Below are 15625 nucleotides of genomic sequence, written 5' to 3'. Positions count from 1 at the left end.
AGTCGCGTGTTTGCAGCTCGTCATTGATAAGAAAGATTATCAAGAAAAGTTACTGAGTTTTGTCTCACAGTTAGTGGGTCAAATTGTCAAAGTTAATGGGACAGCGGCACGCGCCTCCAGGGTGCCCCAGGCCGCAGGGCAGGCCGGCGCTGCAACCGGTCTCAGTAGCCAACTGCTATGCGGGGAAGTGAGCCGGCGGCCTGTCGGGCTAATAGAGGTTCAGCCACCGCGCCCGGTCTTCATCGCTGGGAAGGTCCAGGAACTGGCGGGCAAGCCTCGGCGCGAGGGAGGTCTGGGGGATTTCGAGGCCACACGGCCCGCGAACGATGATGATGACCGCGTCACGGATCGTCTCCTTGGCTGCGCAGCAGTTGCTCGGTAGCCCAGAGCACATCGGCTGTCCGCTGCGCCTGGATCCACATGAGGCGCTCCGTTGCGATACCCCAGTTGGAGAAGGCGTGGACTTGCGGCGTATGCGGCGGAGCGATGAGCGCGATCGGCCGGTTGGGCGTCCGCAATAATGCCGGCCGCAACAGACTTAGCTCGCCGATCCCGGGCTGTTGCACAAGCATCTCGAACAGCGAACCGAGAGGCCATCCTCCACCCGGCAATTCCGCCGCGAGGGAAGTGTCGCCGGGGGGCAGGGTGCGTGACGAACCCCGTGCCAGTTGAGCGGCACGCCAAAGAGTTATTCCCCCCGACTCCGAATACATAGTTGTGTCCAGGGCACCAGCAATGCAACGCGCCCGTTCTTCGGGGGTGCGTAACTGCTGTCCGGCTGTGGCAGTCCTAGTCACGATCAGGCTCCAGTAATACTGTATAAATATACAGGTATTTTAGCCCGATATCCCAGCTAAGGAGAGTGACAGGCGCTTGACGACCCCGAACTGCCGTTCAGACTTGCCCGCTGAAACGGCCGCTTCCAGAGAGCAACCGCCGTTCGTCATCGCGGGTAAACGGCCTGGCTCATCAGCGGCTGGGCAGACGCCTACTACTTCTCGGCGGTACTGATAGTGTTTTCGGTCGGGCCATCCGCTGCGCACCGCAATCGCGCTGCCGCCGTTCGGGCAGAAGGCAGGCGCCCCTGGGCCCTGTTCGGCTTCATGCAAATGGGCTGCGCGGCCGCGCCATGGAGTTGTCTCTGCGCAGGTTGTGCCTGCCTATTTGGCCTCCTTTATCGTTCCGGCGGCCAGCTTGTCGCTGTCGCCGCTGGTGTTCTGGCGATCGGCCTGTCGCTGAATGCCAGAAGTGCGCCGGTCATGCGAAGAAGTGCTTGCTGTTGTGGACACGCTCAGTGACGCGAGGATCGCGTCGCGGCAAACCGCCAGGATTTCGTCGGCCAGCGGCGAGTCGTCCGGACAGGCCCGCGACATGACGATGGCGCCCACCGCGTGCGCCAGTGTGTCGAGGGACCGAGCTCGCACCCGACCCGGATCGGCTCCGTCCGAAACTGTGTCCTCGGGCCTCAGCGCAGCCAGCAGGCTCTCAATGCCAGCCGCGAACGCTGTCCGAACCTCTTCTGGCTGACGCGCGGCGTCCCCGCCTAGTGCGGCCATCGTGCAACCGGTTGCGCGGTTGTCGCGGTGCTCGCGCGACAGGTAATGCTGCACGAACTCTGGCGCGTTTACACCCGCGCTCAGTGCCGCCGTCTGCGCGATGCCGCAGGCCGCCGATTCCGCCATCAAATCGGCCTTGGAGCGGAACTGTCTATAAAAGCCGCCGTGGGTGAAGCCGGCGGCGGCCATCAGATCGGCAACGCCAACCCCGTCGTAGCCACGTTCCCGAAACACCTTCGACGCCGTCGCGACGACGTGCTCCCGGTTGGCCTGTGCCTGTGCCTTGGTGATCTTCATTTCCTGACCACGGTGGGTTCATGTCTGCGAAGGCCTCATTGTACATTGATGTTAATCGTCATCAAAACATTGACAGTTAAGATTATGAACGTCATCATTGAATATGTTCCAACACCGGAGGCTGCACAACATGACCGACAAGACGCTTTTCGAGCCCTACACCCTTGGGCGCCTGACACTCGCCAATCGTTTTGTCATGGCACCGCTGACACGCAATCGCGCAGGCGCGGGGCTGGTGCCTAGCGAACTGGCCGCCACCTACTACGCCCAGCGCGCCTCGGCCGGCCTGATCATCACGGAGGCCACTCAGGTGTCGGCCCAGGCTCAGGGCTATCAGGACACCCCGGGCCTGTACACGCCCGAGCAAATCGCCGGCTGGCGCAAGGTCACCGAGGCTGTGCATGCCAAGGGGGGACGCATCTTCGCGCAACTCTGGCACGTCGGCCGTGTTTCGCACGTCGATGTCCAGCCTGACGGCGCTGCACCGGTCGCGCCTTCGGCCATCCGCGCGGCCACGAAGACCTTTGTCAACAACGGTTTTGTCGATGTGTCGCAGCCGCGTGCCCTCGAACTCAACGAACTGCCGGGCATCGTTGGCGACTTTCGTCAAGCCGCGGCCAATGCAATGGCCGCAGGCTTCGACGGAGTGGAGATCCACGGTGCCAACGGCTATCTGCTGGAGCAGTTCATCAAAGATGGGGCCAACCAGCGCACTGACGCCTACGGCGGCACGATCGAGAACCGTGCGCGCCTGTTGTTGGAAGTCGTCGCGGCAGTGGTGGCAGAAATCGGCGCCGACCGAACTGGTGTGCGCATCTCGCCCGTGTCACCGGCAAATGGCATTTCGAGCAGCGACCCTCAGCCGCAGTACGACTACATCGCCGGGCAGCTCAGCGCGCTGGGCATCGTCTACCTGCACGTGGTCGAGGGCGCGACCGGTGGCCCGCGCGATGTCGCACCATTTGACTACGATGCGCTGCGCCGCCGCTTCAGGCAAACCTACCTGGCCAACAATGGCTACGACCTGGAACTGGCCACCACCACGCTCAACGAGGGCAAGGCAGACTTGTTCGCCTTCGGCCGTGCCTTCATCAGCAACCCCGACCTGGTGGAGCGCCTGAAGACGGGCGCCCCGTTGGCACAGCCCGACTTCGCCACGCTTTATGGTGGCGGCGCCACGGGCTACACCGATTACCCGTCCATCACCGCCTGACGCGCGCTGCTTGTCCGCGTCCTAATCGTCTTGATAGGAAAATACCCATGACCACGCTTCCGACTGTTCTCGTCACCGGCGCCTCCTCCGGCATCGGCGCCACCTACGCTGAGCGCTTTGCCCGCCGCGGCCACGACCTTGTGCTGGTTGCTCGCGACAAGGCGCGCCTCGATACGCTGGCCGCGCGACTGCGTGAAGAAAGTGGGGTGGCCGTGGAAGTGCTGCAGGCCGACCTCACCCAGCCTGCCGACCTTGCCGAGGTCGAGACTCGTCTGCGCGAAGATGCACGTATAGGCATCCTGATCAACAACGCGGGGATGGCTCAACCAGGCGGCTTCTTGCAGCAGACTGCAGAGGGCATCGAACGTCTGATCGCGCTCAACACCACGGCGCTTACGCGGCTTGCAGCGGCGGCCGCTCCACGCTTCGTGGAATCGGGTACCGGCGCAATCGTCAACATCGGCTCCGTGGTAGGTTTCGCGCCAGAGTTCGGCATGTCGATCTACGGCGCCACCAAGGCGTTTGTGCTGTTCCTGTCGCAGGGATTGAACCTGGAGTTGTCGCCAAGCGGCGTCTATGTGCAGGCGGTGCTGCCGGCAGCGACCCGCACTGAAATTTGGGGGCGCGCCGGCATCGACGTCAATACGCTTCCCGAGGTGATGGAAGTCGGCGAACTGGTTGATGCGGCACTGGTCGGCTTCGATCGCCGCGAACTCGTGACTATCCCGCCGCTTCACGTGGCGGCGCGCTGGGACGCATTGGATGGCGCACGTCAAGGGCTCATGTCGGACATTGGGCAAGCCCAGGCGGCTGAACGGTATCGGCCGAAAGCGTGACCGCCACAATAACTGGGGCGCCCGACGAGAATCGACCATGACCTTCAAAACGCTGCAGGCGTCTTATATCCACGCTCAGACCAAATTCGTAACGGCCGGCGGAACCACGTTCGCTTATCGCGAACTGGGACAGCATGGCGGTACCCCGCTGGTCCTGCTCAACCACTGGGGCGCCGTGCTGGACAACTTCGACCCGCGCATCGTAGATGGCCTGGCTCGTGAGCATCACGTTGTTGCCATCGACTATCGCGGAATCGGGCTGTCAGGCGGCACCGCGCCGGTGACCGTCGACGAGATGGCACGCGACACTATCGCGGTGATCCACGCAATGGGTTTCGATCAAGTAAATCTGCTCGGCTTTTCGCTTGGCGGTTTCGTGGCACAGGACGTGGCCGTGAAGGCGCCAGCCCTGGTGCGAAAACTCATCCTAACCGGCACGGGTCCCGCGGGTGGTCAGGGCATTGATCGTGTCGGTGCGGTGTCGTGGCCGCTGATACTCAAGGGCCTGCTGACGCTACGCGACCCCAAGACCTATCTCTTCTTCACCGCTACCGCCAACGGCCGGCAGGCGGCAAGCGCCTTCCTGAAAAGACTGAAGGAGCGCCGCGCCGATCGCGACAGGGGACCGACACCTCGCGCGTTCTCGCGCCAGCTCAAGGCGATCAAGGCTTGGGGCCAGCAGGTGCCGCAGGATCTCGCCGGCCTGCGCATGCCGGTCCTGATCGCCAATGGCGACAGCGACGTCATGGTGCCTACGACGCTGAGTCGCGACATGGCCCGCCGCATTCCCCAGGCGCAGCTAGTCATTTACGAGGACGCCGGGCACGGTGGCATCTTTCAATACCACGCCGACTTCGTGTCGACGGCGCTGGCGTTCTTGGCAACACCCCGATTGGAATTAGAGCAACATGAAAGCACTCACATTTAAACGCTATGGCAAGTCACCTGAGATCGGATTCGCAGACATTCCGCGCCCCACGTTAAAGGCTGATGAGTTGCTGGTGCAGGTCCACGCGGCGGGATTGAACCCAATCGACAACATGATTCCGGCGGGAACGTTCAAACCTGTCCTGAAGTTTGAATTACCGGCCACGCTGGGCAGCGATGTTGCCGGCGTGGTGGTTGAGGTTGGCAGCAACGTGACTCGTTTCAAGCCGGGCGATGCCGTTTTTGCCAGCCTCTTCGATCTGGGCAGAGGCTCGATCGCGGAATTCGCGGCGGTGCCGGAAAGCGTTGCTGCACTGAAGCCGGGTAAGCTCGACTTTGTGCAGGCCGCCTCCGTTCCGATGGTCGGCCTCACCTCGTGGCAAGCATTGAAGGAGCGCGCAAATGTTCGAGCTGGCCAGAAGGTATTCATCCCTGCGGGGGCAGGCGGTATCGGCACGTTCGCGATCCAACTGGCAAAGTACCTCGGCGCCAGAGTAGGAACGACCACCAGCACGGGCAATGTTCCACTGGTCACCAAGCTGGGGGCAGACGAAGTGGTTGATTATAAGAAGGAGGAATTCGAAAAAGTGCTGCGCGACTACGACGTGGTGCTCGGTACTCTGCGGGGCGATGCGATCGAGAAAGCCGTCGGCATTCTCAAACCAGGGAGCAAGATTGTCTCACTCATCGGTCCCTTGGACGCCGCCTTCGCACGCGCACGACGCCTGAACTTTCTTTTGGCGTTCGTGTTCGGCTTGATGAGCCGAAAAATCATGCGGCTTGCAAGAAAGCAGGCCGTCACTTACTCGTTTCTATTCGTGCGTCCCGACGGTGCCCAACTCGCCGAAATTGGAGGGCTCCTCGAGTCCGAGCACATTCGTCCAGTGATCGACAAGGTTTTTCCATTCGAGCAAGCGAAGGAAGCGCTTGAATACCTGGCCCAGGGACGCGCGAAAGGCAAAGTCGTCGTGAAGATCAAGTGAGCGGCCGAACGGTCGACTGTGCAGGAGCTTGCCCTCGCGATTGAAGAGGCGGGTGACTAGGTTTAGTCTCATAGAGAACCGGATAGCCGGTCAAGGGCAGCGCCGACGCCCGAATGTCCGAGCAAAAGCGAGAGCGAATGACGCTTGTTGGCTGTGGATTCAACCGGTCACCGCGCGTGCTACAGAAAACCCGGGGTGGTCACAAAGCAGCCGTTTGATTTCGTTCAGCTTCGCCGATTTCGGTAGCCTCCCTGCCGTGAACCGTTGTGGCCGGAAGTATCATCTTTGCGCACTTGCGCATCGACGATTTTTCGATTCCGCTATAAGAGAACGAGCAAAACGGTATTAGACGCACGCCAACGACGCTCCATATACTCCTCTCACCACCTTGATGTGGCGCGGCAGGCCTTAAAGGCCGCCGACGGATACAAACCAGGAGACAAGCGTGATCCAGAAATACGACCTCTACATCAATGGCCGCGCCCGCGGCCCGAAAAGCGGGCGAATGCTGCAAAGCATCAATCCATTTACTTCCGAGGTCTGGGCTGAAATTCCCGACGCCGGTGCCGAGGATGTGGCGGACGCCGTCACAGCGGCAAACCAGGCTTTCCGAGACGTGTGGCGTGACCTGCCCGGTATTCGTCGCGCAGAACTGATGTTGCGACTGGCGTCGCTGATTGAGAGCCAGGCAGACCGCATCTCCAGGATCGAGAGCACTGACAATGGCAAGATCGTGCGGGAAACGCGCCCGCAAATGGTCTGGGTGGGTCGCCAGCTTCGCTACTTCGCAGGGTACGCGGACAAGCTGTTCGGGCAGCATATTCCGTTGGACCAGCCGAACACACTCGACTACCTGTCAATGGAGCCGTTCGGGGTGGTGGCACTGATCACCGCCTGGAATTCCCCACTCGCCCTGTTGGCGAACAAACTTGCCCCTGCCTTGGCTGCCGGAAATTGCGTGGTGGTAAAGCCTTCTGAACATGCGTCGGCCTCTACGCTCGAGTTCGCCGCGCTGGTCGAAGAAGCTGGCTTTCCGCCTGGCGTGTTCAATGTGGTGACTGGCGGTGCGGAAACGGGCCGCGCCTTGGTGCAGCACCCAGGCGTCGCGCTGGTCAGCTTCACGGGCAGCCCCGGTGTCGGACGTGAAATCGCCGCGATGGCGGGGCGTCGTCTGATTCCCGTCAAGCTGGAACTCGGCGGCAAGTCGCCCAACATCATCTTCGATGACGCTGACCTGGACAAGGCCGTCGTAGGGGCATTGGCCGGCATCTTCGGTGCCACTGGCCAAACCTGCGTGGCCGGGTCGCGACTGCTTGTGCAAAGTGGCGTGGTAGACCGCGTGGTGTCGCGCCTGGCGGAACGCGCGCAGCAGATTCGAATGGGCGACCCGCTCAATCCCACGACGGAGATGGGGACGGTTGCAAACGAGCCGCAGTTTCGCCGCATCCTGAACGCCATTGAGCAGGCGAAGGACGCTGGCGCGCGGCTAGTCACCGGCGGCAAGCGCGCGCAAGGCGAGGGGCTGGGCGAAGGGTACTTCATAGAGCCGACAATCTTTGCGGACGTCGACAACGGCAGTCATCTGGCACAGGAGGAAATCTTCGGCCCGGTGCTCGCCGTGATCCCCTTTGAAACGGAAGAAGAGGCGGTGCGACTGGCCAACGACAGCCCCTACGGGCTGGCAGCTGGGATTTGGTCGCGAGATCTAGCGCGCGTGATGCGGGTCACCCGTCAGATGCAATGCGGGTCGGTCTGGGTTAACACTTACCGTGCTATCGCGGCCCAAGTGCCATTCGGCGGGTTTAAGGAGTCCGGAATTGGGCGAGAGCGTGGCGAAGCGGGGTTGCGGGAATACCTCACGACCCGCAACGTCATGATTGATTTCTCCGACGACGTGCGCGATCCGTTTGCGATCCGCACTTGAGCCACCACCGCTGAGGAGAACGTCATGGCTATCAAGCAGAATGACTCCGGCGTGCCGGCACCACGCCGCATCACACGCCGCCGTGCGCTGGCGATGTGCGGCGGTGCATTGACCCTGCTGGCGGGGACGGCACCGTTTGCGTCCCGTGCTTCCAATGGTAGCTATCCGTCGGGCCCAGTACGGTTGGTCGTGCCGTTCCCGCCTGGTGGGTCAGTCGATACGGTTGCACGGACTATCGGTCCCCAACTTCAGGAGCAACTCGGCCAACCGGTTGTTATCGAGAACCGGCCAGGCGCCAGCAGCGTGATCGGCGCACAGTACGTCAAGCACGCGAAGTCCGATGGCTACACGATACTGCTCAACGCGTCCTTGCAGGTCGCCAACCCGATGTTGCTAAGCACTGCAACGTACGATCCGATGAAGGACTTTGTACCCATCACCGGTATCGGCGCGCAGCCGCAATTGGTCCTGGTGCGTGCTGATGGCCCATACAAGACGCTGGCGGATCTGCTAAACGATGCACGCAAACGGCCGCGTGAACTGCAGTGGGCCATTGCGGCGTTCGGCGCGGCAGGCCACCTTGCCTGCGAACTGCTTAACGTGGAAGCAAAGGTCCAGATGCCCGTCGTGCCATACAAGGGTGGTGCGCCGGCGCTGGTTGATCTGATGGGCGGACACGTCTCCGCCATGATTGAGCCGATGGCGTCCGCCTATCCGCACGTGAAAGCCGGACGGCTGCGCGCGCTGGCGGTGACCAGCGACAAGCGACTGCCGTCGCTGCCGGATCTCCCCACCGTAGCCGAGAGCGGCTTTCCCGGATTTGACATGCCGAGCTGGTACGGGCTGTGGGCGCCCGCAGGGACTCCGGATTCTGTTGTCGATCGCCTTTACCGCGAAATGCAAAAGGCGGTGCAGGCCCCCGCAGTGGCGAACAAGCTTGCCAGCATTGCATTTATACCGCGCGCGTCGTCGCCAAGTGACTTCACACGCTACACGGCCAGCGAGTTATCGAAATACCGCACGCTGATCGCGCAGGCGAATATCAAAGCCGACCAGTAACCGGACCAATCACCGAACAGTCACCGAAAAGACAGCCAGCTAACGCTGATCTCCAATCCGAAGGGAGCAGTAACATGAGTCAAGCAACGATCCTGGGCTTTATTGGCTTGGGCGTGATGGGCGAGCCGATGTGCACGAATCTTGTGCGTAAGTCGGGAGCGACGGTCCATGTGTTCGACATGGCGGGTGATGCCATGGCGCGCGTCGTAGAAAAGGGGGGAATTGCGCAGGCCTCAGCGGCAGCCGTGGGCGAGACCTCTGACATTGTCTTCCTGTCGTTGCCGTCCATCGTCGAAGTGGAGGCGGTCACGGCGCAGCTGGTCGCCGCACCGAAGCGCCCGCGCTTGATTGTTGATATGAGCACCAGCGACGTGGCACGTACACGTGCGCTAGCGGCAAAGCTCAAGGAGGCGGGCATCGCTTACGTCGACGCCCCGGTGGCCCGTACCAAACAGGCGGCCATTGACGGGACGCTGCTCATCAGCGTTGGTGGGACGGCGGAAGACGTTGCAACGGTACGCCCCTACCTCGCGTGCATGGGGTCAGACGTTCTGCACTGCGGCGGCATCGGCAGCGGACAGTTGGTGAAGATCCTTAACAACATGATGGTCTTCATGACCGTCAACGCTTTGTCGGAAGTGCTGACGATTGGGCGACGCGCCGGGATGGATGGCGAGGCGCTGTTCGAACTGTTGTCTCAAGGGTCTGCAGACAGCTTCGTATTGCGTAACCACGGCATGAAGTCGCTGGCTCGCGATCAGTTTCCGGAGAAAACCTTTCCGATGACATATGCGATCAAGGATGCCCGTCTTGCGTTGTCACTTGCCGATGCCGCAGACTTCCGGCCGCATATCGCGCAGTACACGTACGATCTGATGTGTCGCGCGAGCGAAGCAGGTCTCGCGCAGAACTACCACCCGGCGATGATCCAGTTAGTGGATGGTCGCATTAGTCCAGTGGCGCCGACACCCGACTGACGATCACCTGGGTTCGCCAACGGCGGCCGATGCGTGCGCATCGGCCTTTTTTTCTTCCAAGGGCTTTGGCATCAGGCGAGGTAGAACTTCCTCGACAATGCGACGCGTAAGATCAGTCGCATGTTTTTCGCTCCAGATAACCTCCATGTGCACCTTCCCCGCAGTCGGCGGCAAGTCGCGAAAACGGACGCCTGGATAGCCGCTCGAGGCATAGGATCTCGGCACCAAGGCAACACCAAAACCAAGCCGTACCATCTGGAAGATGGTGAGCGGATTGCGAGCCTTGTGCTTAAAGTTCGGGCTGAAGCCCGCCTCATAGCACGAGGCAACGATTGCGTCGTAGACAGCGGGTCCATGCTCGCGCGACAACGTGACCATCGGCTCATCGGCTAAATTTGCCAGGCAGAATTCCGGCCTCGAGGCCAGCGGATGCGCCTCGGGCAGGACGGCCATGTAGGTGTCGTGATGCAAGGGAATATGCATGAGCTTGTCCCGGTCAGGTCGGACGTGTACGAAGCCGATATCCAGAAGGCCGTGCGAGACCGCGGAGACCTGATCCTGGGATTGCATGTCGGCTACGGAAACGTCTACGCCAGGAAAGGCCGCTTTGACTTGGGCCAGGAACCGGGGAAGGAGATCGAAGAGGGCCGAGGTCGCGACGCCCAGGCGCAAGGTGCCGACATCGCTTTGCGCCGCCCGTACGGTGGCGTCGACAGCGGTAAGCATTTGCCCCAAAAGCAGGCGGCTTTCCCGGAGAAAAACGGCGCCGGCGTCGGTCAGTTTGACCTCGCGGCGCGTGCGGTTAAACAGGGTGACGCCCAGTTCTTCTTCCAGCAGCTTGATGTGCTGTGAGAGCGGTGGCTGCGACATGTGTAGCCGCTCGGCGGCCCGGCTGAAACTGAGTTCCTCCGCCACCATGACGAAGTAGCGGAGCTGCTTCATGTCCATGACAAATCGCCCTCTATCGTGAATACCGGCCTCATTTGGCGGGAGTGCGAGTTGATCTGTCAATCCGGGAATACTTGGCGTGGCGGCGCCAGGCCTGCCACGCCCGGTTCTTCGACAAGTACTTAGCGACGGCCGAGCACGCGTGCCACGTCGCGCACCAGCGTTTCCTGACCTGCAGACAGCAACGTTTCCAGCGTCGCTTGGACTTCGGCCTTAGGCAGTGTCAGCGCCGCATTGGCGCGGAATTTTTCGACGATGGCTTCCAGGTTCAGCGCGCGTTCGCCGCTGCCGAGATTGACCGGTACGCTGCGGCGTTCGGTCCTGTCGCTCCCAAGTCGAACACTGACGGTACCCGAGAAGTACTTCGGAAATGCCGTGTCGCGTTCCACGATGCATTGCACCTTGTCGGCGACGGCAAGGATCTCCGGGTCAGCGAGGCTTGCATCGTCGAGCTCTGCCAGTGTGAAGCGGCCCCGTACCAGGCAGGCGGCCACCACGAACTGGACACTGAATTTCGCCTCGTAGTCAGAGCGCGGCACCTTCTTGGCAGCGGCGGGCTCGGCCACAATTGGCAAGGTCGGTGCAGGTAACTCGCAAACAATGGCTTCGATCTTGCGTAGATCGGTGACCTGCGCCCGCAGGCTAAGGGCGGCCTCCGCACACCCGTGGATAAAATGGCAGACCGGGAATGGCTTGATGGCGGTATCCATCAAGGTCCATTGCTTGCCAAGGTCCTGAATGACGGATTCCGTATCGACCTCGCCGGCACGTTCCTGCATATGGGTGTCGAACAACCCAAACTTGCCTTCATAGGGACGGTCCGGGCCGTGGAAGCCGGCGCGCGCCATCTGCGCGGCCGTGATACCGGCCAGTGCGCCCCAGCCGGGGTGCATACGCTTGGTCCAGGCGCCGTTTTCGAGAAATACCTGAACGCCCGCAGACGTGCTCGCGGCAATCCCCTGCGCCGATACCAGTTGGTCTTCAGAGAGCCCTAGTAGCTTGCCCGCGATGACCGCGCTGCTGAAATGCGAGACGAGGCCGGTCGCATGAAAGCCTCCATGGTGGAATCCGCCCTTGACGGCACGTCCCAGCCGGATGGCGGTCTCCATGCCGGCTGCATACGCGGCGATCAAATCCCCCCACGTCGCGTTGGTGGCCTCTGCAATCGCCAGCGCAGCGGGCAAGCAGGCGACCGTCGGATGGACGATGCTGCCCGGATGGGTGTCGTCGAAGTCCAGGCCGTGGATCAGGTAACCGTTAGCGAGCGCCGCATCGCGTGGTTGCAGGCGATCGCCGCCACCAATAACGGTACCTTCTCCTGGTGCGCCCGCCGCGGCAATGCCAGCGAGCGCGGGAGCGGCAAACGCGAAGTGGCGAGAAGCAAAGGCAAGCCCAATGGCGTCAAGGATCTGGTGGGTAGACTTGCGCCACACATCGTCGGGCAGCGTGGCCGTTGATAGCTGACGCGTGAAGCGGGCCAGTCCTCGTGCAAGATTAGCGGACGGGGGATGAAGACGTGCAGTATGTTCCATGGTTTTTTGTGATTTCGGCTCAGTCCTGCACGCCGGCAGGAGTCGGTTCGCAATGCAATTGGGCGATGGCGATCGGGGCACTCTCCACAAGTGGATAGCGCTTGAGTACCAGCGGATCGTGCCCAGGAATAAAGTGGTCGGGTGAACTCGCTGCCTTCACGAGACGCTTGTGGCCCTCAAGCATGCCGGCGACGTCGACCACCACAGGGAAAGGAATTCTGCGGGTCAGATTGGCATAGTAATGTGCCGCATCAGAGGCCAGTACGACCCAGCCGCGCGCCGTGTGCACACGTACCGCCTGCAAGCCCTTGGTATGGCCGCCGACGCGAATGAGTTCCACGCCTGGCGCCAGCGAGTCGTCGCCGTCATGGAAGCACACGCGTTCGTCATAGACGCGGTGCACGAAGTCGCAGACGTCTTCCACCGCAAAGGCCCGCCGTAGCGACGGCTCGCACATGCAACGGCCTGTAGCATAGGCAGCTTCGTCATCCTGTATATGGAACACGGCGTTGGGGAGCTTGTCGAGATTTCCTGCATGATCCCAGTGCAAATGGGTCAGCACGACATCATGCACGTCTTCCGGCTGGACATCCAGGTGGCGAAGGGCCTCGATCGGGCAGACGTCTAGCGGGCGCTTGCGGTGCTGTGCACTGCGCTCGCCAAATCCAGTGTCCACAAGGATTGTTGTCTCGCCATGTCGTACCAGCCAGACAAAAAAATCCATGTCAACAACGCCATCATGCTCATCACGGAAAATGAAATTCTCGGCAATGCGTCGCTGCATCGTGGCGAAGCGCACCGCGTAAACCTCGTACTGCGGAAGGCTGGTCGCCACGGCGTTGTTGGACGAAACAGTGGTGGTCATGTTGCGTGAACTCCATGAGTGGGTGCGGCGCCAAGGTAGGCCTGTTGAACAAAGTCGTCGGCCAGGAGTTCCTGGCCGGTGCCGGTTCGTACGACGGCGCCTTGCTCCAATACATAGGCACGGTGAGACAGACGAAGCGCAAGCCGGGCGTTCTGCTCTACCAGGACGATTGACAGTCCGGTGTCGCGATTGAGCGCTTCGATGGCGTGGGCGATCTCGGCAATGATCTTGGGGGCCAGGCCCAGCGACGGCTCATCGAGCAACAGGAGCTTTGGTTGGGCCATCAGCGCGCGACCAATCGCCACCATCTGCTGTTCGCCGCCGGAAAGCGAGCCGGCCATCTGTCGGCGCCGTTCGGCCACGCGCGGGAACAAGGTATAGACTTGGTCAAGCGTCCGTCGGCGAGCGTCTGCATTGCGCACGGTGTGTGCTCCAATTTGCAGGTTCTCCAGTACGGACATGCGGGGAAATAGCCGTCGGCCCTCCGGAGACAGCGCAATGCCACGCGACACGCGCGCGGCAGGGGGCAGGGCGGCGATGCTCTCCCCATCCCAGCACAATGCACCGCGGGACAATGTCTTCAGGCCCATCATGGCCTTCAACGTGGTGGACTTGCCGGCACCGTTGGCGCCCACGAGCGCGACGATCTGACCATCGCCCACCGTGAACGAGACGTCATGCACGGCTTCAAGGGGACCGTAATGTACGGCAATCTTCTGGCCTTCAAGCATGGGCATAGTCGGGGGCTCCCAGATAGGCTTCGATAACGGCTGCGTCTTGCCGAATGGCGTCGGGCGTGCCCTCAGCGATCTTCTGACCCTGCACCAGCACCACAATGCGCTGACACAACTCCATGACGAGGGCCATGTGGTGCTCGACTAGCAGCAGAGACACGTCGCGTTCACGCTGCAGGCGGCGCAACAAGCGGCCAAATTCCATGCACTCTTCGCCATTGAGGCCAGCGGCCGGTTCGTCGAGCAGTAAGATGGCGGGGCGCGTCGCGATGCCGATGGCTACGCCAAGTTTCTTCTGGTGGCCATACGCGAGGCCTCCGGCCAGTGTGTCGCGCCACGGACCGAGTCCCGTCAACTCCAGGACGTCATCCACTTCCCGGGCGATGCGCGCCAACGCCGCGCGCCGGTCAGTCGTGGTCACCATGTGGGTCCAAATCGAACCTGGCAGCGTTGAGAGCGCCCCACGATGGATATTTTCGGCGACCGTCGCCGACGGGTACACCGACGCTGATTGGAACGTACGGGCGAGGCCGTGCCGGACAATACGGCTTGGGGGGAGGCCGGTGATATCGCGATCGTGCAAGAGCACGTTGCCGGCACTCGGCGCGATAGTGCCGCTGATGAGGTTAAAGGCGGTGCTCTTGCCTGCCCCATTGGGGCCGATCAATCCCACGACTTCTTGCGCGCCGACAGCGAAGCTCAAATTCGATACGGCCTTTAGCCCGCCGAAATTCTTGGAGAGGTTACGTACTTGCAAGAGGGGTGTCATGGCGCATTCCTCCGGAATCTCCCCAGGGTCGAGGCAAGCGAAATGGGGAGGCTGGCGAGTCCCTGAGGGAGAAATCGAAGCATAAGAATCAGCGCTACACCGTAAAAGATCGTCTGCGTCTGCACGGCGCCTCGGAACAACTCCGGCAGGGGCGTCATGACAAGCGCGCCGACGAGCGGCCCCAGCAGGGCCTTGCGCCCCCCGACCACCATCATGATGATCACCGCGGTAGACAGATGAAGGCTGAACGATTCTGGCGAGATATAGCCCAGGTAGTAGGCGGTGAGCGCGCCACCAAGCCCGGCTAGGACGCCGCTGGCCGTGAAGGCAAACAATTGCGTGCCGCGAACGCTGACGCCACTGGATTCCGCTAACGCGGGATTCTCGCCAACGGTGTCAACGGCCTGGCCAGCGGGGGAACGCAGCAAGATGGCCAGCAGTGCTGTCACGCCAACCGTCACCAGTGCCACCACGGTGTAGAACGCAGGCTTGTCCTCGAGTGAATAGCCCAGGAGGGTCGCAGCGGGAATGCCGGCGATACCATTTGCGCCACCCGTGACCGTGTCCCATTCCAATAGTCCAAGCCGGACGAGCTCCCCGAACGCAAAGGTCACCAGTACGAAGTAGACGCCGGACAGCCGGAGCATGATGGCGCCCAGGAGGAACGCGCAGACGCCGCCCGCCATCATTGCTGCCACCACTGCGACGGGGAACGGTAGATTGGCGCCCATTCCGGTAAAGACGGCAACGTAGGCGCCGATCCCGACAAAGGCCCCATGGCACAGCGAAACTTGCCCAGCCCGCGAAAGGATCGTCAAGCCGCTGACGACGATGGCATTGATGCAGACGAGAATGGCCAAATGGATGGTGAAGGGGTCCCCTGCAACCAGTGGCGCAAGCGCCAGGGCGATCATGCCTGCCGCCCGCAGCAGGGTGCCGGTCCCGGTGCGCTGCAGGGCGGGTTTTGGCATGGATGGGGAAAGGATGCTTTTGCTGTCATTCATG

15 protein-coding genes are annotated in these 15625 nt (G+C 61.8%); 7 read left to right on the top strand and 8 right to left on the bottom strand.

The window, feature by feature from the left end; translation table 11 throughout:
- Positions 1–341 precede the first annotated feature (341 nt).
- Together ACOABP_RS30335 and ACOABP_RS30330 are read right to left on the bottom strand one after the other, a co-directional pair.
- On the bottom strand, positions 342–572 hold the full coding sequence (locus ACOABP_RS30335) for a hypothetical protein (protein ID WP_474230796.1): 231 nt from the start codon (positions 570–572) through the stop codon (positions 342–344).
- Positions 573–1160: 588 nt separating this feature from the next.
- Positions 1161–1853, bottom strand: a complete 693-nt coding sequence (locus tag ACOABP_RS30330) for a TetR/AcrR family transcriptional regulator (protein ID WP_474230794.1) — start codon at positions 1851–1853, stop codon at positions 1161–1163.
- A gap of 130 nt (positions 1854–1983) precedes the next feature.
- Between ACOABP_RS30330 and ACOABP_RS30325 the strand changes: the two genes are divergently transcribed.
- The 7 genes from ACOABP_RS30325 (at position 1984) to ACOABP_RS30295 (ending at position 9772) form a co-directional block, all read left to right on the top strand.
- Positions 1984–3066 (top strand): alkene reductase, encoded by a 1083-nt coding sequence (locus ACOABP_RS30325; protein ID WP_474230793.1) that lies wholly within the window; start codon positions 1984–1986, stop codon positions 3064–3066.
- A 47-nt stretch (positions 3067–3113) separates the two neighbouring features.
- Complete coding sequence (locus ACOABP_RS30320) at positions 3114–3902, top strand: SDR family NAD(P)-dependent oxidoreductase (protein WP_474230791.1); 789 nt, start codon at positions 3114–3116, stop codon at positions 3900–3902.
- Positions 3903–3939: 37 nt separating this feature from the next.
- A complete protein-coding gene (locus ACOABP_RS30315) occupies positions 3940–4830 on the top strand; it encodes an alpha/beta fold hydrolase (protein WP_474230789.1) in 891 nt (296 codons plus the stop codon).
- Positions 4811–5812 carry an NADP-dependent oxidoreductase gene (locus tag ACOABP_RS30310; RefSeq protein ID WP_474230787.1) on the top strand — a complete coding sequence of 334 codons (1002 nt, stop codon included), beginning with the start codon at positions 4811–4813 and terminating at the stop codon, positions 5810–5812. The genes ACOABP_RS30315 and ACOABP_RS30310 overlap by 20 nt, the downstream gene beginning before the upstream one ends.
- Before the next feature lie 505 nt (positions 5813–6317).
- Positions 6318–7736: an aldehyde dehydrogenase gene (locus tag ACOABP_RS30305; RefSeq protein ID WP_474231363.1), complete on the top strand. Its 1419-nt coding sequence runs from the start codon at positions 6318–6320 to the stop codon at positions 7734–7736.
- 24 nt (positions 7737–7760) lie between these two features.
- A complete protein-coding gene (locus ACOABP_RS30300; protein ID WP_474230785.1) occupies positions 7761–8795 on the top strand; it encodes a Bug family tripartite tricarboxylate transporter substrate binding protein in 1035 nt (344 codons plus the stop codon).
- A gap of 74 nt (positions 8796–8869) precedes the next feature.
- The gene (locus ACOABP_RS30295) at positions 8870–9772 is read left to right on the top strand and encodes an NAD(P)-dependent oxidoreductase (RefSeq protein ID WP_474230783.1); all 903 of its coding nucleotides are present in this window, start codon (positions 8870–8872) and stop codon (positions 9770–9772) included.
- A gap of 3 nt (positions 9773–9775) precedes the next feature.
- On the opposite strand, the gene ACOABP_RS30290 is transcribed toward ACOABP_RS30295, so the two are convergent.
- The 6 genes from ACOABP_RS30290 to ACOABP_RS30265 all read right to left on the bottom strand — a co-directional run bounded on the left by ACOABP_RS30290 (position 9776) and on the right by ACOABP_RS30265 (position 15624).
- Complete coding sequence (locus tag ACOABP_RS30290) at positions 9776–10720, bottom strand: LysR family transcriptional regulator (RefSeq protein ID WP_474230781.1); 945 nt, start codon at positions 10718–10720, stop codon at positions 9776–9778.
- Positions 10721–10842: 122 nt separating this feature from the next.
- Positions 10843–12252 (bottom strand): MmgE/PrpD family protein, encoded by a 1410-nt coding sequence (locus tag ACOABP_RS30285; RefSeq protein ID WP_474230780.1) that lies wholly within the window; start codon positions 12250–12252, stop codon positions 10843–10845.
- 19 nt (positions 12253–12271) lie between these two features.
- Complete coding sequence (locus ACOABP_RS30280; protein ID WP_474230779.1) at positions 12272–13117, bottom strand: N-acyl homoserine lactonase family protein; 846 nt, start codon at positions 13115–13117, stop codon at positions 12272–12274.
- A complete protein-coding gene (locus ACOABP_RS30275) occupies positions 13114–13854 on the bottom strand; it encodes an ABC transporter ATP-binding protein (protein WP_474230778.1) in 741 nt (246 codons plus the stop codon). Before ACOABP_RS30275 ends, ACOABP_RS30280 begins: the two co-directional genes overlap by 4 nt.
- Complete coding sequence (locus ACOABP_RS30270) at positions 13841–14620, bottom strand: ABC transporter ATP-binding protein (protein ID WP_474230776.1); 780 nt, start codon at positions 14618–14620, stop codon at positions 13841–13843. Before ACOABP_RS30270 ends, ACOABP_RS30275 begins: the two co-directional genes overlap by 14 nt.
- On the bottom strand, positions 14617–15624 hold the full coding sequence (locus tag ACOABP_RS30265; protein WP_474230775.1) for a branched-chain amino acid ABC transporter permease: 1008 nt from the start codon (positions 15622–15624) through the stop codon (positions 14617–14619). Before ACOABP_RS30265 ends, ACOABP_RS30270 begins: the two co-directional genes overlap by 4 nt.
- Between the last annotated feature and the right edge of the window lies 1 nt (position 15625).

The organism is Cupriavidus sp. HE11, assembly GCF_056097175.1.
This window is presented reverse-complemented; position numbering and strand designations above follow the sequence as displayed.

Coding starts and splice junctions, on each gene's coding strand:
- ACOABP_RS30335 (WP_474230796.1), bottom strand. CDS start 572: ATGCTTGTGCAACAGCCCGGGATCGGCGAGCTAAGTCTGTTGCGGCCG.
- ACOABP_RS30330 (WP_474230794.1), bottom strand. CDS start 1,853: ATGAAGATCACCAAGGCACAGGCACAGGCCAACCGGGAGCACGTCGTC.
- ACOABP_RS30325 (WP_474230793.1), top strand. CDS start 1,984: ATGACCGACAAGACGCTTTTCGAGCCCTACACCCTTGGGCGCCTGACA.
- ACOABP_RS30320 (WP_474230791.1), top strand. CDS start 3,114: ATGACCACGCTTCCGACTGTTCTCGTCACCGGCGCCTCCTCCGGCATC.
- ACOABP_RS30315 (WP_474230789.1), top strand. CDS start 3,940: ATGACCTTCAAAACGCTGCAGGCGTCTTATATCCACGCTCAGACCAAA.
- ACOABP_RS30310 (WP_474230787.1), top strand. CDS start 4,811: ATGAAAGCACTCACATTTAAACGCTATGGCAAGTCACCTGAGATCGGA.
- ACOABP_RS30305 (WP_474231363.1), top strand. CDS start 6,318: ATGCTGCAAAGCATCAATCCATTTACTTCCGAGGTCTGGGCTGAAATT.
- ACOABP_RS30300 (WP_474230785.1), top strand. CDS start 7,761: ATGGCTATCAAGCAGAATGACTCCGGCGTGCCGGCACCACGCCGCATC.
- ACOABP_RS30295 (WP_474230783.1), top strand. CDS start 8,870: ATGAGTCAAGCAACGATCCTGGGCTTTATTGGCTTGGGCGTGATGGGC.
- ACOABP_RS30290 (WP_474230781.1), bottom strand. CDS start 10,720: ATGGACATGAAGCAGCTCCGCTACTTCGTCATGGTGGCGGAGGAACTC.
- ACOABP_RS30285 (WP_474230780.1), bottom strand. CDS start 12,252: ATGGAACATACTGCACGTCTTCATCCCCCGTCCGCTAATCTTGCACGA.
- ACOABP_RS30280 (WP_474230779.1), bottom strand. CDS start 13,117: ATGACCACCACTGTTTCGTCCAACAACGCCGTGGCGACCAGCCTTCCG.
- ACOABP_RS30275 (WP_474230778.1), bottom strand. CDS start 13,854: ATGCCCATGCTTGAAGGCCAGAAGATTGCCGTACATTACGGTCCCCTT.
- ACOABP_RS30270 (WP_474230776.1), bottom strand. CDS start 14,620: ATGACACCCCTCTTGCAAGTACGTAACCTCTCCAAGAATTTCGGCGGG.
- ACOABP_RS30265 (WP_474230775.1), bottom strand. CDS start 15,624: ATGAATGACAGCAAAAGCATCCTTTCCCCATCCATGCCAAAACCCGCC.